Source organism: Collinsella aerofaciens, assembly GCF_040910245.1.
Taxonomy (GTDB): domain Bacteria; phylum Actinomycetota; class Coriobacteriia; order Coriobacteriales; family Coriobacteriaceae; genus Collinsella.
The window spans coordinates 1-19,609 of the sequence record NZ_JBDGAY010000001.1 but is presented as its reverse complement, the minus strand read 5'-3'; the positions used below and the strand labels follow the sequence as shown (position 1 = coordinate 19,609).

20 protein-coding genes are annotated in these 19,609 nt (G+C 67.3%); 17 read left to right on the top strand and 3 right to left on the bottom strand.

The features are described 5' to 3' along the window. Window positions 1-8 precede the first annotated feature (8 nt). From AB5Z20_RS00100 to AB5Z20_RS00090, 3 genes are all read right to left on the bottom strand, one after another. Window positions 9-1,580, bottom strand: coding sequence for an ABC transporter substrate-binding protein (locus AB5Z20_RS00100; RefSeq protein WP_368155718.1), 1,572 nt, complete (start codon window positions 1,578-1,580; stop codon window positions 9-11). A gap of 4 nt (window positions 1,581-1,584) precedes the next feature. Beyond that, window positions 1,585-2,118 (bottom strand): hypothetical protein, encoded by a 534-nt coding sequence (locus AB5Z20_RS00095; protein WP_035138217.1) that lies wholly within the window; start codon window positions 2,116-2,118, stop codon window positions 1,585-1,587. A gap of 145 nt (window positions 2,119-2,263) precedes the next feature. Continuing rightward, window positions 2,264-3,190: a sirohydrochlorin cobaltochelatase gene (locus AB5Z20_RS00090; protein WP_035138221.1), complete on the bottom strand. Its 927-nt coding sequence runs from the start codon at window positions 3,188-3,190 to the stop codon at window positions 2,264-2,266. 458 nt (window positions 3,191-3,648) lie between these two features. Here AB5Z20_RS00090 and cobM point away from each other — a divergent pair, with 458 nt between their 5' ends. Genes cobM through cobK form a run of 17 tightly spaced genes read left to right on the top strand, consistent with a single transcriptional unit; the run spans window position 3,649 to window position 19,497 of the window. Beyond that, the gene (cobM, locus tag AB5Z20_RS00085) at window positions 3,649-4,440 is read left to right on the top strand and encodes a precorrin-4 C(11)-methyltransferase (protein WP_138112457.1); all 792 of its coding nucleotides are present in this window, start codon (window positions 3,649-3,651) and stop codon (window positions 4,438-4,440) included. A 1-nt stretch (window position 4,441) separates the two neighbouring features. Beyond that, window positions 4,442-5,626, top strand: coding sequence for a cobalt-precorrin-5B (C(1))-methyltransferase CbiD (gene cbiD, locus AB5Z20_RS00080; RefSeq protein ID WP_368155878.1), 1,185 nt, complete (start codon window positions 4,442-4,444; stop codon window positions 5,624-5,626). Continuing rightward, the gene (locus AB5Z20_RS00075; protein WP_195568111.1) at window positions 5,619-5,852 is read left to right on the top strand and encodes a hypothetical protein; all 234 of its coding nucleotides are present in this window, start codon (window positions 5,619-5,621) and stop codon (window positions 5,850-5,852) included. The genes cbiD and AB5Z20_RS00075 overlap by 8 nt, the downstream gene beginning before the upstream one ends. Beyond that, on the top strand, window positions 5,853-6,986 hold the full coding sequence (locus AB5Z20_RS00070; protein WP_368155715.1) for a cobalt-precorrin 5A hydrolase: 1,134 nt from the start codon (window positions 5,853-5,855) through the stop codon (window positions 6,984-6,986). Continuing rightward, entirely contained in the window at window positions 6,986-7,729 is a 744-nt protein-coding gene (gene cobJ / locus AB5Z20_RS00065) for a precorrin-3B C(17)-methyltransferase (protein WP_368155713.1), read from the top strand. Before AB5Z20_RS00070 ends, cobJ begins: the two co-directional genes overlap by 1 nt. Beyond that, on the top strand, window positions 7,717-9,066 hold the full coding sequence (cbiE, locus tag AB5Z20_RS00060; protein ID WP_368155711.1) for a precorrin-6y C5,15-methyltransferase (decarboxylating) subunit CbiE: 1,350 nt from the start codon (window positions 7,717-7,719) through the stop codon (window positions 9,064-9,066). Before cobJ ends, cbiE begins: the two co-directional genes overlap by 13 nt. Next, window positions 9,063-10,445, top strand: coding sequence for a cobyrinate a,c-diamide synthase (locus AB5Z20_RS00055; RefSeq protein ID WP_368155709.1), 1,383 nt, complete (start codon window positions 9,063-9,065; stop codon window positions 10,443-10,445). Before cbiE ends, AB5Z20_RS00055 begins: the two co-directional genes overlap by 4 nt. Further along, window positions 10,438-11,580: a nicotinate-nucleotide--dimethylbenzimidazole phosphoribosyltransferase gene (locus AB5Z20_RS00050; RefSeq protein WP_368155707.1), complete on the top strand. Its 1,143-nt coding sequence runs from the start codon at window positions 10,438-10,440 to the stop codon at window positions 11,578-11,580. The genes AB5Z20_RS00055 and AB5Z20_RS00050 overlap by 8 nt, the downstream gene beginning before the upstream one ends. Further along, window positions 11,577-12,125 carry a bifunctional adenosylcobinamide kinase/adenosylcobinamide-phosphate guanylyltransferase gene (locus AB5Z20_RS00045; protein ID WP_368155706.1) on the top strand — a complete coding sequence of 183 codons (549 nt, stop codon included), beginning with the start codon at window positions 11,577-11,579 and terminating at the stop codon, window positions 12,123-12,125. Before AB5Z20_RS00050 ends, AB5Z20_RS00045 begins: the two co-directional genes overlap by 4 nt. After that, entirely contained in the window at window positions 12,122-12,889 is a 768-nt protein-coding gene (locus AB5Z20_RS00040) for an adenosylcobinamide-GDP ribazoletransferase (RefSeq protein WP_368155705.1), read from the top strand. Before AB5Z20_RS00045 ends, AB5Z20_RS00040 begins: the two co-directional genes overlap by 4 nt. Beyond that, window positions 12,886-13,887 (top strand): histidine phosphatase family protein, encoded by a 1,002-nt coding sequence (locus tag AB5Z20_RS00035; RefSeq protein WP_368155703.1) that lies wholly within the window; start codon window positions 12,886-12,888, stop codon window positions 13,885-13,887. Before AB5Z20_RS00040 ends, AB5Z20_RS00035 begins: the two co-directional genes overlap by 4 nt. Further along, window positions 13,887-14,861 carry an adenosylcobinamide-phosphate synthase CbiB gene (gene cbiB, locus AB5Z20_RS00030; RefSeq protein WP_368155701.1) on the top strand — a complete coding sequence of 325 codons (975 nt, stop codon included), beginning with the start codon at window positions 13,887-13,889 and terminating at the stop codon, window positions 14,859-14,861. Before AB5Z20_RS00035 ends, cbiB begins: the two co-directional genes overlap by 1 nt. Beyond that, entirely contained in the window at window positions 14,858-16,081 is a 1,224-nt protein-coding gene (locus tag AB5Z20_RS00025; RefSeq protein ID WP_368155699.1) for a histidinol-phosphate transaminase, read from the top strand. Before cbiB ends, AB5Z20_RS00025 begins: the two co-directional genes overlap by 4 nt. Next, window positions 16,074-17,573, top strand: a complete 1,500-nt coding sequence (locus tag AB5Z20_RS00020) for a cobyric acid synthase (RefSeq protein WP_368155698.1) — start codon at window positions 16,074-16,076, stop codon at window positions 17,571-17,573. Before AB5Z20_RS00025 ends, AB5Z20_RS00020 begins: the two co-directional genes overlap by 8 nt. After that, window positions 17,570-18,085, top strand: a complete 516-nt coding sequence (locus AB5Z20_RS00015; RefSeq protein ID WP_035138235.1) for a cob(I)yrinic acid a,c-diamide adenosyltransferase — start codon at window positions 17,570-17,572, stop codon at window positions 18,083-18,085. Before AB5Z20_RS00020 ends, AB5Z20_RS00015 begins: the two co-directional genes overlap by 4 nt. Beyond that, a complete protein-coding gene (locus tag AB5Z20_RS00010; protein ID WP_055286486.1) occupies window positions 18,086-18,727 on the top strand; it encodes a precorrin-8X methylmutase in 642 nt (213 codons plus the stop codon). Then, window positions 18,724-19,497 (top strand): precorrin-6A reductase, encoded by a 774-nt coding sequence (gene cobK / locus AB5Z20_RS00005; protein ID WP_368155696.1) that lies wholly within the window; start codon window positions 18,724-18,726, stop codon window positions 19,495-19,497. Before AB5Z20_RS00010 ends, cobK begins: the two co-directional genes overlap by 4 nt. Window positions 19,498-19,609 lie beyond the last annotated feature (112 nt).

Sequence of the window (19,609 nt, the reverse complement as noted above, 5' to 3'; positions counted from 1 at the left end):
TCATGACGCTAGCCAAGCTTCCTCAGATAATGGAAGTCGCTCGCGTCATCGCCGGTGAACGCCCCGTGCAGCTCGTCGATAATGTCGGCGGTAGAAGTCATCTGCTGGTACATGTCGGCGTTTGTGACCCAGACGTTGCCGTTCTTTACAGCTTTGAACTGCGACAATAGCGCGTTTTTGCCTACGAAGTCTTTCAAGGTGGCAACCGATTCGTCGATGGTGCCGTTGTAGACGATGATGTCGGCATCCTTCGCCGTCGCGTAGAAGCGCTCCATTTCGAGCGTTACTGACGAACCTGACGTCGACGCCGTCTGCGCGTCATCGAGCGCGTAGCTGCCGCCTGCAAGCTCGATCATCTGCGCCACGTAGTCGCCCGCCCGCCGCGTGACGGCGGCCCCGTTCGAGTTAATGTAGAAATACGCCACGGTTTTACCTGACGACGCGAGCCTCGACGTTTGCTCGACGCGGGCCTTCTGCTCGTTGAACAGGTGCGCGGCCTCGTCTTCCTTGTCGAACAGGACGCCGAAAAGCTTAATCCACTCGACGCGCCCGAGTGCTTCGGGCTCGCTCGACGACTGTTCGGTAAGCACGACGAGCCCGAGCTTCTGCAGCTTTTCCTTCACATCGGGCGTGTGGTTGATCATGGTGTTCTCGATGGCGAGCGTGCAGCCCGAGGCCGATATTCGCTCGTAGTCGGGCGCGCTGTACTTGCCGCCGTAGGCGATCGCCCCACTTTCGAGCGCGCTTTTGAAGCCCGCGACCGAGCAATCGTCGGCCTTCGTGCCCGACATGAGGATATTGTCGTTCGCATCGAGCGCGTCGACCAGGCACATCGTCGCCGACGACACGAGGTACACCTTGTCGGCGGGGCGCCTTATGACCGCGATGTCGGAGCTCAACCCATCAGGTACCTTTGCATTTTGCGGCACCACGAGGAAGCGCTCCCCGTTCGAAATGCAGATAAGCCGCAGGCCGCCTTCGTACTCGTCGACAGTGAAGTGCTCGGCGTATTCAAGCTGAAGCGTCCCCGTCGGCTTCCAGCCGCAGCCCAAATCGGCGTTGTGGAAGTCGGCCGCGGCGTTTGAAGCCGTTCCCGCAGGGGAGCCGCCGCTTGCTTCGTCGCCCGATTTCTCCTTCATGGTGGATGAATCGAAGTGGAGCGTGTAGTCGATGGTGTGCGGCGTCGACATGGCGACGGTCTCGGCCGACACGGCGATGTCCTCGTCGAGCGTGACGGGTATCTCGAACGTGGAGTTGCCGCCGTCGTTTACGGGCGCGTAGTCCACGCCGTTGACGGTCATTTTGTCGTAGTTCGAACTCGACCAGGTGATGGTCGCGGTGTAGGTGTCGCCATCCTTCACAATTGTGGTGGGTGAGGCGATGCTTGCGCGCCCTGACCCGCCGGAGAGCGAGACGCTCACAGTGTATTCCTGAGAGCCTGCCGTGCCACCGGTCGCGTTCGGGCTCGCACTGCACCCCGCGAAGGGAAGCGCGAGCAGGGCGACGAGAACGCAGGCGATCGCGCGCACCGCGATGCTGCGACGCTTCCTGCTTTCCCCCTTGGGAAGAATCGACCGCATGGCGTTACTTCAGTGCGTCGGCGCGCAGATCGACGCCGGCGGATTCGAACACGAGCGTGCGGTCGTACCACTGCTCTTTTCTAATACTCCACGCGGCGCAGGCGGTGTCCTCGTCGAGCGCTTCAACGGGCACATCGTAGGTGTACTTGCCTTCCGCGTTTTCCACATAGGGGATGAAGTCGGCCTCGCTCGCGGCGGCAGCCTCGTCGCCCGTGCCCATGAAGAGCTTGCCGTAGCCCGTGCCGGAAAGCGTCATCACGCAGTGCATGGAGCCGTTTTCCACGATGAGCTGGGCGTCTACAATCCTGAACATATTCGAGCTGGAATCTACGGTGATCGGATAGGTGCCGTCGGCCACCTTGTCGGCGGTGATGGGGGCAGCGCTTGCGCCCTCGGGCGCATCGGCCGCCTGTTCGGTCTTTTCCTGGGAATCGGCATCGCTTGCCTTTGCGCTGTCGATTGAATTTCCGCCGCAGCCGGCGAGCGAGAACGCGAAAAGCGCCGCTGACAGGGCGAAGGCGAGGGTTTTCTTCAACATGGAGGGGGTTCCTTTCAATCGCTTCGACCGTCCGCGCCGTGCGGTGGGCGGGCGGGAGGCGAATGCAACGGGCATGCGCCGTCGGTCGGGGAAGGCGCATGCCCGTTGCACGGGGACGCGACCGGCGCCCCCGTGCGCGGCGAGTTTACAGCTTGGCGATGGCGTCGTCCACGTGCGAGACGTAGATGTCGTCGACCGCGGCGTTCTGTCCCAGACCCTGGAGCAGGCACGTCACTTCGAAGCCAGCGGCCACGAACTTTGCAGCCCAGCTGTCGGGGTCGGTCTCGTCTGCCATGTCGTTGTTCGCGTGGTCGCCCGCGACCACCATGAACGGCGCGAGCACGGCCTTCTTGTACCCTGCGGCGCTCGCGGCGGCGATAACATCCTCGCAGGTCGGCTCAGCCTCGACGGTGCCGACGAAGAACTGCGTCAAGCCCTCGTTCTTGAACACTTCCTGCATCTTGGCATAGTCGGCGTTGGAATCGGCTTCGGTGCCGTGGCCCATGAGGCACAGCGCCGTCTTGCCGTCGTCGAAGGACGCCATGTTCTCCTTAATGGCTGCGGCCACCTTCTTGTAGTCGTCGTCGGAGGTGAGCAGCGGGTCGCCGAGCGAGATCTTGTCGAACTTGTCGGCGTACTTGTCGAGCTCGTCTTTCACGTCGGCGTATTCCAGGCCAGCCATGAGATGCGTCGGCTGCACGACAATTTCCTTCACGCCGTCTTCCACGCAGCGGTCGAGCGCCTCGGTCATGTTGTCGATCGTGATGCCGTCGCGCTTCTTCAGCTTGTCGATGATGATCTGCGCGGTGAAGGCGCGGCGGATGTCGTAGTCCTGCCAGTACTTCTCGCGGATAGCGTCTTCGATGGCGCCGATGGTGATGTGGCGCGAGTCGTTGTAGCTCGTGCCGAAGCTCGTGACGAGGATGACCGGCTTCACGGCCTTCTCCTTTTCGCTCGATTTCTCGGAACTCGCGGAGGTGCTGGAGCAGCCCGCGAGCGCGACTCCGGCGAGCGCGAAGGCTCCGGTTGCTGCGGCGCCCATGAAGCCGCGGCGTGACATCTGGTCGGACATGGTTTTTCCTTTCCTCGGTTTGCCGGTCCCCCGGCGACAGTTGCTTGTCGGCACAAGCGAAAGAAAAGCGCGCCCCTCGGGGTTCACAAGGAGCTAACGCCACGGCGATGCCGTGAGGAAAAGGCGAAGCAGTCTGGCTTGGGGCGCGAGGCGGTTCGCCTGCGCGTCCTACACAGTAATGTCCCTTGCCCAGGATTCCCACCTGGTTCCCTCCGCAAGCCAGCGCGGGCTGTGCGGGCGCCGCGCCGGTCATTTCCTTTTATCCGATTGTCATATGCTCGTTGCCGAAACTTTTACTATGATAGTGGGCACTTGTGAACGTGTCAAAGCCAGGGCGGGCGGCATTGCGCCTCCTGCCTGCGTATTTGCGCCGATTGCCGCTGCGGGCGCCGTGTTTTGCCCGCTGCGCAAATGGCGGCGTAAACGGTTGCGATGAGAAACGGGAAGGGAAGGCTCGGATGATTCATATCGTTGGCGCAGGCTCGGGCGCCGCCGACCTTATCACGCTGCGCGGGGCGCGCCTTCTGCGCGCGGCCGACGTGGTCGTTTGGGCGGGAAGCCTTGTGAACCCCGAGCTGCTCGCTGAGTGCAAGGAATCCTGCATCGTCTACGACAGCGCGCATATGACCTTGGAGGAAGTGCTCGATGTGATGTGCGCGGCAGATGCGCGGGGCGAGGAAGTGGTGCGCCTGCACACGGGCGACCCGTGCCTGTACGGCGCCATCCAAGAGCAGATGGACGCGCTCGACGCGCGCGGCGTGGACTACGAGGTGGTGCCCGGCGTGTCGAGCTTTTGCGGTGCCGCGGCGGCGCTTCGCCAGGAATACACGCTGCCGGGAATCAGCCAGTCGGTCGTGATCACGCGGCTTTCCGGACGTACCCCCATGCCCGCGGGCGAGGGCATGCGCACCATGGCGGAAAGCGGCTCGACTATGGTCATCTTCCTGAGCTCGGGTATGCTCGCCGAGCTTTCCGCCGAGCTTTTGGCCGCGGGCCGCAGCTCCGACGAGCCGGCGGCGCTCGTGTACAAGGCGACCTGGCCTGAGGAGCGCGTGGTGCGATGCACAGTGGGCACGCTCGCCGATGCGGGCGCGCGAGAGGGCATCGACCGCACGGCGCTCGTGGTGGTGGGCCGCGTGCTCGGAGCTCGCGGCGGGCTTGCACACAACGGCGCGCAAGCGGAGTCGTACGAGCGCAGCAAGCTTTACGACCCTTCGTTTGCCACGGGGTATCGGAAGGCGAGCAGCTAGCGTGGCCTTCGAGCACTACATATATACCGGGACGACCCGCCTGCGCTGCGGCTACACCACGGGGAGCTGCGCCGCGCTCGCGGCGAAGGCGGCCTGCGGGATGCTCTTGTCACGAAAGCCCGTCGGCCTCGTTTCGATCGTCACCCCCGGTGGGCTGCCCGTCGAGGCGAACGTGGTCGACGCATGCATCGGCGAGGGGTGCGCCCAGTGCGCCGTGCGAAAGGACGCAGGCGACGATGCCGATGTGACCGACGGCGTGCTCGTGTACGCGCGCGTGGAACATGCGGGTTCGGGCACGGGTGCTGCGGGCAGCAAGGACGTGCCCGCGCACGAATCGGAAGTTTCCGTCGATGGCGGCGTGGGCGTGGGGCGCGTGACGTTGCCCGGGCTCGAGCAGCCGGTGGGGGCGGCCGCCATCAACGCGACGCCGCGCGCGATGATCACTTCGGCGGTGCGCGAGGTGTGTGCCGCGCACGGCTTTTCTGGAAATATTGCTGTCACGATTTCGGTACCCGAGGGTGTTGCCCTTGCCGAAAAGACCTTTAACCCGCACCTGGGGATAGAGGACGGCATCTCCATCCTGGGTACGACGGGCATCGTCGAGCCGCGCAGCCTCGCTGCCTTGCGCGACAGCATCGAGCTCGAGATCCGGCAGCATGCGGCTATGGGGCGGCGCGGAGTCGTGCTCACGCCCGGCAACTACGGCGGGCAGTTCATCTCGGGGCATTTTCACCTAAACGGTGCGCCGGTGGTCTTCATCTCCAACTTTGTGGGCGATGCGATTGATTGCTGCGTTCGCGAGGGATTTACCAATGTCCTTCTTGTGGGACACATCGGCAAGCTGGTGAAGGTCGCGGGCGGCATCATGGACACCCATTCGCGTACCGCCGACTGCCGCGCGGAGATTCTGGCCGCCCACGCGGCCATGGCCGGCGCGGGCGCGAAGACCGTGCGCGAGATCATGTCGTCGGTCACGACCACGGCGGCGCTCGAGGTAATCGAGGCCGCCGGCGCGGGGGACGCAGCGCGCGCCTCGCTCGCTGCGGCAATCGAGGACAGGTTGCGCCGCCGCGCGGCGGGCGCATGCGACATCGCCGCGGTCGTGTTCGACGCCGAGCGCCGCGAGCTTTTCCGCACGTCGGGCGCCGATGCAGTTATCGGGGAATTGGGGGCGACGTATGAGTAAAGGCGTTCTGTACGGGGTGCGCCGCGCAATCGGCTGGCCGGGGACGAAGGTGGTCATGAAGGCGCGCCGCTCGCTTGCGGACACGAAACGCATCCTTCGCGAGGAGGGCGCCTTTGACGGTGCCGAGCTCGTAGAGGACTGTGGGCTTCCGGGCGAGCGCGTGTACCGCTCGCTCGATGATGTGCCCGATCGGGGCAGCTACTTCTCGACGATGGTGGTGCGCTAGATGAGGGTTTCCTGCATAGCGTTCACTGAGAGGGGGTATGCGTTGGCGGAGCGCACCGCACGCGCGCTTTCCGATTGCGCGCAGACAGGTGAAGATGACCCTGGCTGGGACGTTTCCGTTTCGCGCGGGTTCGGCGAGGGGAAGGCCGACCTGCGCACATGGACGGCGCTCGCGTGGGAAGCGTCGGACGCGCTTCTGTTCGTGGGCGCGGCGGGCATCGCCGTGCGGGCGATCGCGCCGCATGTCGCCTCGAAGGCAACCGATTCCGCGGTTGTGGTGATTGACGAGGCGGGGCGCTTTGCCGTCCCGCTTTTGTCGGGGCATTTGGGCGGTGCGAACGAGCTTGCGCAAACTGTGGCACGCGCGGCAGGGGCCATCCCCGTCATCACCACGGCGACCGACGTCCGCGGCGTGTGGGCGGTGGATACGTGGGCGCGCTGTGCGGGGCTCGCCGTTTCGAATCCCGAGGCCATCAAGCGAGTGTCGGCGCGGCTGCTTTCGGGCGGGCGCGTGGCGCTCTATTCCGACATGCCGATTTTGGGACAGCCACCTGAGGGGGTTGACATTGCGTCCGACCGCGCTCGGGCCGATATCGTCGTGTCGCCGTTCGCTGGCGCGAATGCAGGTGCGTCCGTTCGCGCGTCGGAGACAACGGGCGAGGTCGTGTCCGCCGGTGAGACGTGGAAGCCGGCGGGCGTGCGGGCGCAGGCGCCTGCGCCCGAGCCGCTTCGCCTTGTCGTGCCCTGCATCGTTGCGGGCATAGGGTGCCGTCGCGGTTCGTGTGCCGAAGCCATCGGGGAGGCGTTTCTTCTCGCGTGCGGGCAGGCGGGCATCTCGCCTTCGGCCGTGCGCGAGGCGGCGACGATCGACGTGAAGGCGCACGAGGAGGGTCTGCTCGCCTTCTGCCGCGCGCGCAATATCCCGCTTGCGACGTATTCCGCAGAGGAGTTGTCGCAGGTCGAAGGCAGCGTTTCGCCATCTGATTTCGTGCGTGCGACGGTGGGGGTCGACAACGTGTGCGAGCGCGCGGCGCTCGCGGACGGGGGCAAACTTATCTTCCCGAAGCTCGCTCACGGCGGCGTGACCGTCGCGTTTTCCAAGGTAACTATCGAACTTTCGTTTAAGGAGCGGTGATGGGAAAGCTCTTCGTGGTGGGGATCGGCCCGGGCGACCCCGACGGCATGACGATTGCGGCCCGGCGCGCGCTCGAGGCGGCCGACATCGTTGTGGGGTACACGAAATACGTGGAGCTCGCGCTCGCCGCCGTGCCCGACGCGGCGCATCTCGCGACGCCGATGATGCACGAGGTCGAACGGTGCCGCCTGGCGCTTTCGCGCGCGCAGAGCGGAGAAGCCGTGGCGCTCGTGTGCAGCGGTGACGCGGGCGTGTACGGCATGGCGAGCCCCGTGCTGGAGCTTGCGGAGGACTACCCCGATGTAGACGTGGAAGTTATCACCGGGGCCACCGCGGCTCAGAGCGGGTCGGCGGTGCTCGGCGCCCCGCTTGCCCACGATTTCGCGGTCGTGTCGCTCTCCGACCTGCTCACGCCATGGGAGGTCATCGAGCGCAGGCTCGCCGCCGTGGCGAGCGCCGACTTCTGCATCTGTTTGTACAACCCGCGCAGCAGAAAGCGCGCCGACAGGCTCTCACGCGCGGCGAAGATTATGCTCGAATGGAAGGCCCCCGACACGCTCTGCGGCTGGGTACGCAATATCGGGCGCGAGGGGCAGCAGTCGGGCATGTGCAGGCTCTCTGAGCTGGGGGAGATCGACGCCGACATGTTCACCACCGTGTTCGTCGGCAACGCGAACACGAAGCTCGTAGGCGGCCGTATGGTCACGCCGCGCGGGTATCGGGAGATTCCATGCGAAAGGTAACGATCATCGGGGCGGGGCCCGGAAACCCCGACTTGCTCTCGCGCGCGGCACTCGACGCTATCGACTTCGCCGACTTGGTCATCGGCGCTCATCGCGCGCTTGCCGGCATCGACGTGCCGCCCGACGTGGTGAGATGCGAGCTCGTGAAGACGGCGGACATCGTCGCCGCGCTCACCGATGCGGCGTCGTGGCGGCGCGCCGTGGTCGTGATGACGGGCGATGTGGGGCTGTTCAGCGGCGCGCGCCGCCTGGTGGAGGCGCTCTCCGGCGATGCGCAGGTGGACGTGCGCGTCATTCCCGGCATAAGCTCAGCGTCTTATCTCGCCGCGCGTCTCGCGCGTCCATGGCAGGATTGGCGCTTCGCGAGCGCTCACGGCGTGGCGTGCGACATCGTGGCCGAGGCCGAGCGCTCGGGCGAGCTCTTCCTCGCCACGTCGGGCGGGGAAGACCCCTCGCGGCTTTCGGGCGAGCTTGTGCAGGCGGGCTTCGGGGACGCGCGCGTGACGGTGGCCGAGCGCCTGTCGTACCCCGACGAGCGCATCACCTGCGCGACCGCAAGTGAAATCGCAGGTCAGACGTTCGACGACTTGAACGTGATGCTTATCGAGTTCGCAGGCGGCGCCGGGTCGCCTGCGGGCTCTAGCGCAGCCTCCGAGGCGCCGGCCGGCGCGTCATCGCCCGCGGCGGCTTCTTCCGCGGCGGACCCTGCGGGCGCATCCCGCGCCGTGAGCTCCCGTTGGCCGTACGCTTCCTCGGGCATTCCCGACGAGCTCTTCATCCGCGGCGACGTTCCCATGACCAAGCAGGAGGTGCGCGCCGTCGCGCTCGCGAAGCTGCGCCTTACCGCTACCGACACCGTGTGGGACGTCGGAGCCGGCACGGGGAGCGTGTCGATCGAGGCGGCGCTCGTCGCGCGAGCGGGGTCGGTATGGGCGGTCGAGCGCAACGCGGCCGGCGTGCGGCTCATCCGAGAGAACGCGGATGCATTCGGGTGCGGCAACGTGCATGCGGTCCCCGGTGTCGCCCCCGAAGCGCTCGCGAATCTGCCCGTCCCCGACGCCGTGTTCGTCGGCGGGAGCGCGGGCGAGCTTCCCTCTATCGTGGAGGCGGCGCTCGAGAAGAACTCGCAGGTTCGCCTGTGCGTGCCATGCGTCACCGTTGAGACGCTCACCGAGGCGTGCGCGCTCCTCTCGGGTTCGCGCTTTAAGGGGTTCGAGGCGTGCCAGGTGTCGGCCGCCCGCGCCGAGGCTGTAGGCTCGCACCATCTTATGAAGGCGCAAAACCCCGTGTTCCTCGTCAGCGCGCGTGGTGCAGGTGGGGAAGGCGGCGTCCGATGAGCACGACCATCCCGCGCTTCATGGTCGCTGCGCCCTCGAGCGGGGGCGGCAAGACGGTCGTTACGTGCGCGCTCCTGCGCGCGCTCGCGCGCCGCGGCCTCGCATGCGCGGCCTTCAAATGCGGCCCCGACTACATTGATCCGCTCTTTCATCGCCGCGTCGTGGGTGCGCGCTCGGGCAACTTAGACGGCTTCTTCACCGACGCCCCGACGCTGCGCGCCCTGCTCGCACGCGGCGCCGCGGGCGCGGATGTCGCGGTGCTCGAGGGGGTCATGGGCTTCTACGACGGCATGGCGCCCGGCGTGTCCGATGCGAGCAGCTACCAGGTTGCGCGCGACACGGAAACGCCGGTCGTTTTAGTGGTGAACGGGCGCGGGGCGTCTTTATCGCTCGCCGCCGTAATCCGCGGCATCGCCGAGTTCCTGCCTTGTGCGAACGTGCGCGGCGTCGTGCTGAACAAGACGAGCGCCGCTGCCTGCGCCTACGCAGCGCCTGCGATCGAGAAGCACACGGGCGTCGCGGTTTTGGGGAATATCCCCGCCGACGAGGCGTTCTCGCTCGAAAGCCGGCATCTGGGGCTTGTGACCGCCGGCGAGGTCGAGCAGCTCTCCGCGCGCATCGATAAGATGACCGAGCTGGTGGAAAAGAGCGTCGACGTCGACCGCTTGCTCGAAATAGCGGCGACGGCACCCGATATCCGCGAGGAACCTTACCGGTTGGAGCCGATCGCGGGAGCGCGGCCCATCGTCGCCGTCGCGCGTGACGAGGCGTTCTCGTTCTACTACGAGGAGAACCTGCGCGCGCTCGAGGACCTGGGTTGCGAGCTGGCCTTTTTCAGCCCCCTGTGTGATAGCGAGTTGCCCCGGGGGACAAGCGCCCTCTATCTGGGAGGCGGCTACCCGGAGCTCCATGCGCGGCAGCTCTCCGAGAACGCGCCGATGCGCGAGGCGGTGCGGCGCGCGGTGGAATCCGGCATGCCGACGGTCGCCGAATGCGGTGGGTTTCTGTACCTGCAGCGCGAAATCGCCGATAGCGAGGGGCGGCGCTGGCCTGTTGCGGGCGCCCTTGAGGGCGCAAGCGAGAACGGGGGAAGGCTGTCCCATTTCGGGTACGTGGTGCTCACTTCTCAACGCGACGGGCTCTACGGGCCGCGCGGCACACGCATCCGCGCGCACGAGTTCCACTACTGGCAGTCCACCTGCCCGGGCGGCGACTTCTGGGCGCAGAAGCCCCGGCGCGACAAGGGCTGGCCGTGCATGACGACCGCCCCGTCCCTGGTTGCGGGCTTCCCGCATGTGTACTATCCTGCGAACCCCGACGTTGCGCGCGCGTTCGCGTCTGCCGCAGCGTCGTTCGCAGAGAGGAGACGGCATGGCTGAAGCAACCGAAACCGCGCTTGCCTGCATCCGCGAGGAAGTCGAGCGCGCTTTCTCGTCGGCGCCGGGCGCCGTGCTCGAAGCTGCGCTCTCCCGGATTGCGCCCGCAGACGAGTGCGCCCGCGCCGCCGCGTACGCCGCGTGGGACTCCATCGCGCACCCCTTGGGGGGATTGGGCGACCTTGAAGACGCCGTCGCATGTATCGCCGCAGCTCAGGGGAGCGCCGAGGTGGCCGAGTTTCCCCGTGCGCTCGCGGTATTCTTCTCCGACAACGGGGTCGTTGCCGAAGGCGTGGCGCAAAGCGGGCAAGACGTGACGCGAGCCGTCGCGCGCAACATGTGCGAGGGGGCCACGAGCGCCTGCCGCATGGCGGCGTTCGCGGGTGCCGAGGTCGTGCCCGTCGACGTGGGTATGGCCCGGGGCATAGAAGACGCGCGCATGGTGCGCGCGAACGTGCGGCGGGGGAGCGGCAACATCGCGCACGGCTCCGCCATGTCTCGCGATGGGGCCGTGCGCGCGATCGAGGTCGGAATCGCCGTCGCGTGCGGGCTTGCCCGCGCCGGCGTGCGCCTTCTTGCCGCGGGCGAGATGGGCATCGGCAACACGACCACTTCGGCGGCGGTAGCCGCAGTGCTCATCCGGGCGGACGCGCGGAGCCTCGTCGGGCGCGGCGCGGGGCTCTCGGACGCCTCACTCGCGCGCAAGCGCGACGTGGTCGAGCGCGCTATCGACGCGAACTCGCCCGATCCCGCCGACCCGATCGACGTGCTCTCGAAGGTGGGCGGCTTCGACATCGCGGCGATGTGCGGCTTCTACCTGGGGGCCGCGGCCTCGAGGGCGCCGGCGCTCCTCGACGGGGTCATATCCTGCACGGCGGCCCTGTGCGCGGCGCGCCTGTGCCCCAACGCCCTGGGCTACCTCGTGGGCACCCACGCATCAAGCGAACCCGCAAGCCAGGAGCTCCTTCGCGAGCTCGGCATAAAGGCACCCCTCGACGCAGGCATGCACTTGGGCGAGGGCGCGGGCGCCATGGCGTATCTGCCCCTTCTGGATTCGGCGCTGCGCGTGTACCGGGATGGGAAGACGTTCACGGCGACTGGTATGGATGCTTACGAGCATTTCGAGGCCGGAAAATGACGGTGACGCTTGTCATCGGCGCCGCCGCGAGCGGCAAGAGCGCCTACGCCGAGTCCCTGTGCCTCGGGCACGACGGCCCCCGCGTGTACCTGGCAACGATGGAGCCCTTCGGGGAAGAGGGCGCCCGCCGCATCGCGCGCCATCGGGCACTGCGCGAGGGTAAGGGGTTTTCCACCCTCGAGCGCACGCGTGACGTGGGCGCCGCAGCGCCCGGGCTTCCGCGCGGCTGCACGCTTCTTTTGGAGGACGTGGGCAACCTGGTTGCGAACGAGCTCTTCGCGGAAGGCGGCTTGTCCCCACGTGACCCCGACGCTGCGGCGCGCGAGGTGCTCGGAGGCATCGAATGGCTCGCTCAGGCCGCTGCGTATACGGTGGTGGTCACCGTCGACGTGTTCGCCGATGGGATGCGCTACGATGAGGGGACCGAGGCATGGAGGCGCGCGCTCGCGCGCGTGAACGCGGGCGTGGCGGCGCTGGCCGACCGCGCAGTCGAAGTGGTATGCGGGATTCCCGTGTGGATGAAAGGCGAAGGACCTACAAGGTGAAGATAGCAGAGGCAATCGGCGCGGCGTTCGGAACGTTCTCGCGCATCCCCGTCCCGAAATCGGCCTGGACCGATTTCGGGTCAACCCACGCGCTTGCCGCGTTTCCCCTGGTGGGCCTTGCGGAAGGCTTCCTCATGACGGCGTGGGGGCACGTGGCGAACCTGCTCGGCGTGCCTGCGACCATCGTCGCGGCCGTGCTCGTGGCGCTGCCTGTGGCGGTGACGGGAGGCATCCACCTAGACGGGCTCTGCGACACCTCCGATGCGCTTGCAAGTTGGGCCCCGCGCGAGCGAAAGCTCGAGATCATGCACGACCCGCGGGCGGGCGCCTTCGGGGTCATTGGTGTTGTCATGTACCTTATTCTGCAGTTTTCCCTGTTCACCGCGCTGCCGCTTACGGCGGGGGCGTTCCTCGCGCTTTTATGCTCGCTCGTGTTCTCCCGCGCGCTTTCGGGGCTCGCCGTAGAATGCTGGCCTGCCGCGCGGGCGGACGGCATGGCCGCGGGTCTCTCGCCTGCGAAGAAGCGCGCGGCGATCGTCGTGCCGCTTTGCGCTTTCGCTGCGGCTTCGGCTGCAGGGATGGTCGCGTGCGCTCAGGTCGTCGGCGCCCTTATGGCGGTGGCGGGGCTTTTGGCGCTCGCGTGGTACCGCCATGTTGCCCTGTCCCGCTTCGGCGGGGTGACGGGTGATTTGGCCGGATGGTTTCTGCAATGGGCCGAGCTCGCGATGCTTGCCATGCTGGTGGCGGGGGGCATGCTCCTATGATTCTCGTGGTAGGTGGCGCGCATTCGGGGAAGAGGACCTTCGTGCGCGAAAAGCTCGGGTTCGCGGCGGACGATTTCGTCGACGCGGCGCAGCTTGCGGAGGGCGGCGTGCCCGCGGCTTTTGCCGGCCGTGTCGCGTACCGTGCTGAGGAACTCGTACGCGCGCTCGACGCTGACCGGGCGCTCGAGCGGCTGATCGGCTTCGACGCAGTGATTCTGCCCTTGGTCGGCTCGGGGGTCGTCCCCATGCGTGCGGAAGACGCCCAATGGCGCGAGCGCGCGGGGCGCCTGGGATGCGCGCTCGCTGCGCGCGCCGACGTCGTCGTGCGCATGACGTGCGGGATTCCCCAGGTCATCAAAGGAAACCTTACCGATGCGCCTCGAGGGACGCAGGGCGCGGGCGCGCCTTTGGAAGTCGTCTTCGTGCGCCATGGTGCCACGGCGGGCACGGAAGACCATCGCTACAGCGGGGCGGGCACCGACGAGCCCCTGTCGAGCGCGGGCGAGCGCGCTTTGCGCGACCTCGCGTGCGATCGTGACGTGTTCCGTGTTATCACGAGCGGCATGGCCCGCACCGACCAGACGGCGCGCATTCTCTTCCCGAACGCGGAGCTTATGGCGTGCCCCGGTCTGCGCGAGATAGATTTCGGCGACTTCGAGGGGCGAAGCGCCGCCGAACTTAAAGAGGATGCGCGTTACCGCGCCTGGGTAGACTCCTGGTGTGAGACGCGCTGCCCGCATGGCGAGGGCAGGAGCGATTTCACCCGCCGCGTCGTCGCGGCGTTTCGGGAGGCGTGCGAATCGGAGCGCGCCCAGGGGAGTGGGCGCGCCGTCTTCGTCGTTCACGCGGGTACCGTGAAAGCGCTGCTCTCCGAGCTGGCTGTCCCGAAAATGGGATACTTCGACGTGCATACCGAGCCGGGCGGCGCATGGGCCGCCACCTGGGATGGGCGCTGCCTTCGCGACGTTCGCCCCGCTTCGGGGGGCGATGCCCGGTGATGACGATTCTTGCCGTCGCCGCCGGGTTCGCGGCCGACCTTGCCTTCGGCGACCCGCGCTGGCTTCCCCATCCCGTCGTCGCCATGGGGCGCGCGATCATGTGGGCCGAAGGCCGCCTGCGGGGCGCATTCCCGCAAACGTCCGCGGGCACGCGCGCCGCAGGGCTTGTGCTCGCCGTGGCGCTTCCGCTTGCGTGTGGACTTTTGACCTGGGGAATCCTGCATCTTTGCGGCATGGTTCACTCCGGCTTGCGCTTCGTGGCCGAGGCATGGGCGAGCTATCAGATTCTCGCGGCATGCGAGCTGCGCCGCCAGAGCCTGGCCGTGGCCCGCGCGTTCTCGAAGGGCGGCCTTGTCGCGGCGCGCGAAGCCGTCGGGCTCATCGTGGGACGCGACACGTCTGTTCTCGACGAGCAGGGCGTCGCGCGCGCCGCTGTGGAAACGGTGGCGGAGAACGCGAGCGACGGCGTCATCGCGCCGCTGTTCTACCTTATGATCGGGGGTGCGCCCTTGGGCATGGCGTACAAGGCGGTGAACACGCTCGACAGCATGGTGGGCTACAAAAACGAGCGCTACATCGACTTCGGCTGTGCCTCGGCGCGCCTCGACGATGCGGTGAACTGGATTCCCTCGCGCTTATCGGCCCTGTTCATGATCGCCGTGTGCCCGATCGTCGGGCTCGACGCGTGCGGGGCGGCGCGCATCTGGCGCCGCGACAGGCGTCGCCATGCGAGCCCGAACGCGGCGCAGACCGAGTCAGCGTGCGCGGGCGCGCTCGGGCTGCGCCTGGCAGGACCCGCGGTGTATTTCGGCAAGCTCGTTGAGAAACCGACGATAGGCGACGCGTCCCGCGAAATCGAGTGGGGCGACATCGCCCGGGCGACAAGGCTCATGCTCGCCGCGTCCGTATGCGCGCTCGTCGTCTTCGGCGCCGCGCACGCGGCGGTCGTGCTCGCCGTGGGGGCGATGGTATGAGGGAAGACCACGCCGCGCCCCGGGCTGCCGGGGGAATCCTGCGCGCCCGTACGCATGGGGGCAGCTCGCAATCGCTCGGCATCGCTTGCGAAGGGGGCGCATCCGACCTCATTGACTTCTCGGTGAACGTGAATCCGGCAGGCCCATCGCCGCGCGCCGTCGCCGCAGCTTGCAAGGCGCTTTCTCGAATCGACGCCTACCCCGATAGGGAAAGCCTCGCTCTCGTTCGTGCCCTAGCGCACACCCAGGGCATTCCCGAAGATACTATCGTTTGCGGCGCGGGCGCGTCCGACATCATCTGGCGGCTCGCCGCGGCGGTGCACCCGAAACGCATCGTCGTGTGTGCGCCGACGTTCTCTGAATATGCGGAGGCGGCATCGTACTACGGCGCATGCGTGCAGGAGTTCCCGCTCTCCGAAGCGGATGACTTCGACGTGCCCGCCTCCTTCGCCCGCGCGATCGAGGGGCCGGGAGACGTGGCGTACCTCTGCAATCCGAACAACCCGACGGGGCGCCTCGTCGACCCCCGCGTGATCGATGCCGCGGCTTGCCGCTGCGAGCAGGTGGGCGCGCTGCTCGTCGTGGACGAGTGCTTCCTCGGATTTGCGCCCGACGCCCGCGAAAGGAGCGTGGCCGCACGCGCCGCGTGTTCGCACCATGTGGCCGTGCTCTCCGCGTTCACCAAGCTCTACGGAATGGCAGGGTTGCGGTTGGGGTATCTGATCAGCGGAAACGCCCAACTCATCGAGGGGATTCGTCGGGCGGGGCAGGCGTGGCCCGTCTCCTCGGTCGCCGAGGCCGCGGGCATCGCCGCCCTGGAAGACGTCGAATACGTCTCGCGCACGCGCGATGTATTGGCGGGCGAGCGAGCGTGGCTTTCCCACGAGCTCTCCTCGCTCGGGCTTTCCGTCGTGCCGTCGGATGCGAACTTCCTTTTAGTCTGCACGCCGGCGAAAGACATCCCCGAGCGCCTGTATAAACAGGGGGTTTTGGTCCGCACGTGCGACTCGTTTTCGATACTGTCCCGTTTCTGGTGCCGCGTCGCCGTGCGCACGCACAAGGAGAATGCCCGGCTTGCGATGGCGTTCAGCCGCGCGCTTCGGGCGGAAGGTGCATCGGGCGAAGGCGAACCCGACGAACGGGGCGGCGCTTCTTGCAGCGGCGCTATGGCGGGCGCGGATGGCCGAGGCTCGGCGAAGGAGGTCGATACCCGTGGGTAGGGCGAAGCCCATCATGATCCAGGGCACCATGTCGAACGCGGGGAAGAGCCTGCTTGCGGCGGGGCTGTGCCGTGTGCTTTCGCAGGACGGCCTGCGCGTGGCTCCCTTCAAGAGCCAGAACATGGCGCTCAACAGCGGTGTCACGGCCGACGGGCTCGAGATGGGGCGCGCTCAGATCATGCAGGCCGAGGCGTGCGGCATCGCGCCCGACGTGCGCATGAACCCCATCCTGCTCAAGCCCGAAAGCGATCACCGAAGCCAGCTCATCGTGGCCGGCAAGGCGCAGGGAGCCTTCGCCGCGAGGGACTACTTCGCGCGAAAGAAGGCGCTCATGCCGCAGATTTTGGAGGCGTTCGATTCGCTCGCGGAGGAAAACGACGTCATCGTCATCGAGGGCGCCGGCAGCCCCGTCGAAATCAACCTTGCCGAAAACGACATCGTCAACATGGGGCTCGCGCGCGCCGTGTCCTCCCCCGTGCTGCTCGCGGGCGACATCGACCCAGGCGGGGTGTTTGCCCAGCTCTACGGCACGGTCGCGCTCCTTGCGCCCGAGGATCGCGCGCTTTTGCGGGGGCTTGTGGTAAACAAGTTCCGCGGCGATGTGGAAATCCTGCGCCCGGGTTTGGCTCCGCTCGAGAAGATGTGCGGGGTTCCCGTCGTGGGGGTCGTGCCGTATCTTACGCTCGACCTGGACGACGAGGACTCGCTCGCGCCGTGCCTAACTGCCCGCGAGGCGCGCGGCGTCATCGACGTCGCCGTCGTGCGCCTTCCGCATCTGTCGAACTTCACCGACTTCGACCCGCTTTCGCGCGTGCCCGGCGTGGGCGTGCGCTACGTTTCCTCGACGACCGATCTGGGCCGACCCGACCTGGTGGTGCTCCCCGGCTCGAAGACCACGCTCGACGACGCGCGCTGGCTTGCGGCTAGCGGCATCGGAGCCTGTGTACGCGCGCTTTCGGGCGCGGGCACGCCGGTGCTCGGCATATGCGGAGGCTACCAGCTTTTGGGAGACGAGCTTTCCGACCCGCATGGCAGGGAAGGCGCTGACACCGCGCGCGGGCTCGGGCTCATCCCTGCAAGTACGGTGTTCAAGGAGGAAAAGCGCCTCGCCCAGTCGGAGCTGCGCATCACGGGCGCCCAAGGCGCGTTCTCGGTGTGGAACGGCATGACGGCGCGCGGGTACGAGATTCACGACGGCGTAACGACCGTCTTCTGCGCCCCTGCGGGCACGATTGGCGGCAAACCAGAAGGCGCGGCCTGCGGAAACGTGTTCGGAACCTATCTCCACGGCCTGTTCGACGAACCGGGGGTGGCGCTCGCCCTCGCACGCTCGCTCGCGCGCATGCGCGGCCTGCCCGAGAGCGTCGTGGGTGCTGAGGGCGCGGTGTCCGCGGCCGATCACCGTGCGCGCGAGTTCGACCGCCTGGCCGACTCCGTGCGCGGGGCGCTCGACATGGAGTATGTCTACCGCATTATCGAGGAGGGCGTATGATCCACGTGTATCATGGCGACGGCAAAGGCAAGACCACGGCGGCGATGGGCCTCGCCCTTCGCATGCTCGCCGCAGGCCGCCGCGTCGTCGTCGTGCAGTTCTTAAAAGACGGCGAAAGCGGGGAAGCGCGCCTACTCGCCGAGCATTTCGGCGTGCCCGTGTTCGCGGGGAAGGCGTCGGACAAGTTTACCTGGTCCATGACGTCGGAAGAACTTGCCGCGACGCGCGAGCTGCACGATGGGAACCTCGCTTCCGCGCTCGCCGAGCTCGAGGGCGCGCAGGAGGGGCTGCTCGTGCTCGACGAGGCGCTCGACGCGCTTTCGAAGGGGCTTGTCGACGAGGCGCTCGTGGACCGCGCGCTCGATATGTCCGCGCGCGGCGTCGAAGTAGCGCTCACCGGGCGCGCGCCTTCCCGCAAGATCGTGGAGAAGGCCGACTACATAACCGAGATGCGGTGCGAGAAACACCCCTACGAGCAGGGGATATGTGCAAGGGAAGGAGTGGAGTACTAGATGGATTCCAAGGAGATGGCGCCCGGCGACATCGAGCGGCGCAGCTTTGAGATCATCACCGAAGAGCTCGGCGGCCGCACGTTCCCGCCGCTCGAAGAGCCCGTCGTGAAGCGCGTCATCCACACCACTGCTGACTTCTCGTACGCCGATTCCCTCGTGTTCACCCATGACGCCGCGCACTGTGCGCTCGACGCACTGCGCGCAGGGGCCACGGTGCTCACAGACACGAACATGGCGCTCGCAGGCATAAGCAAGCCCGCGCTCGCGAAAATCGGCTGCCAGGCCGTGTGCTACATGGCCGACCCGGATGTCGCCGCAACGGCGCGCGCCGCGGGCACGACTCGCGCCGTTGCGAGCATGGACAAAGCTTGCGGTATCGAGGGTCCGCTCATCGTGGCCGTCGGCAACGCTCCCACAGCACTTCTGCGCCTCGCCGAGCTCATGGACGCGGGGAAGATCTCGCCCGCGCTCGTCGTTGGGGTGCCGGTTGGGTTTGTGAACGTGGTCGAGGCGAAAGAGGAGCTACTCGCGCGACGCGTGCCGGCCATCGTCGCGAGGGGTCGCAAGGGCGGCTCGACCGTGGCGGCCGCCATTATGAACGCGCTGCTCTACGAGATCACGCGCCCAGGCGGCCCGAAGTGACGGCGCCCGCATCCGCGCCGGCGCTGCGCATCTTCGCCGGCACCACCGAGGGCCGCCTTCTGTGCGAATGGGCGAGCGGGGCGGGCATCCCCGCCCGTGCCTACGCGGCAACCGAGTACGGAGGCGAGCTTTTGGGTGAGCTTCCGGGCATCGAGGTGCATGCGGGCAGGCTCGACGAGGCCGACATGGAGCGCGAGCTTTCCGGCGCGCGCATCGTCGTCGACGCCACACATCCCTTCGCTACGCTCGCAAGCGGCAACATCCGGGCCGCTTCGCTCGCCGTGGGTGCACGATGCCTGCGCCTTGCGCGCCCGGTCGAGGCGCTACCCAAAGGCGTCGTGTCGGTCGCGTCGATCGCCTGCGCGGCGCGCTTTCTCTCCGAGAACCCGGGTCGCGCGCTTCTCACGACGGGAAGCAAGGAGCTTGCTCCCTACACGCGCGTCACCGATTTCGCGGAGCGCTTCTTCGTGCGTGTGCTCCCGCTGCCCGGTGCTATAACGAAGTGCATCGACGCGGGGTTTTCGCCGTCGCACGTCATTGGCATGCAGGGGCCCTTCACCCGCGAGCTCAACGAGGCGATGCTTCGGCAGGTGGGCGCCCAGTGGCTTGTGACCAAGGACTCGGGAACCGTAGGCGGCACGGCCGAGAAGCTCGCCGCCGTGCGCGACGTGGGAGCGCGCTGCATCGTGGTCACCCGTCCCGCCGAGGGAGGTGGGGCCCTTTCGCTTCGGGAAGTGGAAGACGCGCTCTTACGGGAGTTCGCGCGCTAGGCGCTCGCCGCGCCTGCGCGCCCTCCCGCCCGCGTGGGGGGTGTTCCTATAGTTTTGTCAACTGGGAAATGCTGCCCGCGCGACTGAATCGCGGCATGCTGACGCCAGGCCA

Coding starts and splice junctions, on each gene's coding strand:
- AB5Z20_RS00100 (WP_368155718.1), bottom strand. CDS start 1,580: ATGCGGTCGATTCTTCCCAAGGGGGAAAGCAGGAAGCGTCGCAGCATC.
- AB5Z20_RS00095 (WP_035138217.1), bottom strand. CDS start 2,118: ATGTTGAAGAAAACCCTCGCCTTCGCCCTGTCAGCGGCGCTTTTCGCG.
- AB5Z20_RS00090 (WP_035138221.1), bottom strand. CDS start 3,190: ATGTCCGACCAGATGTCACGCCGCGGCTTCATGGGCGCCGCAGCAACC.
- cobM (WP_138112457.1), top strand. CDS start 3,649: ATGATTCATATCGTTGGCGCAGGCTCGGGCGCCGCCGACCTTATCACG.
- AB5Z20_RS00075 (WP_195568111.1), top strand. CDS start 5,619: ATGAGTAAAGGCGTTCTGTACGGGGTGCGCCGCGCAATCGGCTGGCCG.
- AB5Z20_RS00070 (WP_368155715.1), top strand. CDS start 5,853: ATGAGGGTTTCCTGCATAGCGTTCACTGAGAGGGGGTATGCGTTGGCG.
- cobJ (WP_368155713.1), top strand. CDS start 6,986: ATGGGAAAGCTCTTCGTGGTGGGGATCGGCCCGGGCGACCCCGACGGC.
- cbiE (WP_368155711.1), top strand. CDS start 7,717: ATGCGAAAGGTAACGATCATCGGGGCGGGGCCCGGAAACCCCGACTTG.
- AB5Z20_RS00055 (WP_368155709.1), top strand. CDS start 9,063: ATGAGCACGACCATCCCGCGCTTCATGGTCGCTGCGCCCTCGAGCGGG.
- AB5Z20_RS00050 (WP_368155707.1), top strand. CDS start 10,438: ATGGCTGAAGCAACCGAAACCGCGCTTGCCTGCATCCGCGAGGAAGTC.
- AB5Z20_RS00045 (WP_368155706.1), top strand. CDS start 11,577: ATGACGGTGACGCTTGTCATCGGCGCCGCCGCGAGCGGCAAGAGCGCC.
- AB5Z20_RS00035 (WP_368155703.1), top strand. CDS start 12,886: ATGATTCTCGTGGTAGGTGGCGCGCATTCGGGGAAGAGGACCTTCGTG.
- cbiB (WP_368155701.1), top strand. CDS start 13,887: ATGACGATTCTTGCCGTCGCCGCCGGGTTCGCGGCCGACCTTGCCTTC.
- AB5Z20_RS00025 (WP_368155699.1), top strand. CDS start 14,858: ATGAGGGAAGACCACGCCGCGCCCCGGGCTGCCGGGGGAATCCTGCGC.
- AB5Z20_RS00015 (WP_035138235.1), top strand. CDS start 17,570: ATGATCCACGTGTATCATGGCGACGGCAAAGGCAAGACCACGGCGGCG.
- AB5Z20_RS00010 (WP_055286486.1), top strand. CDS start 18,086: ATGGATTCCAAGGAGATGGCGCCCGGCGACATCGAGCGGCGCAGCTTT.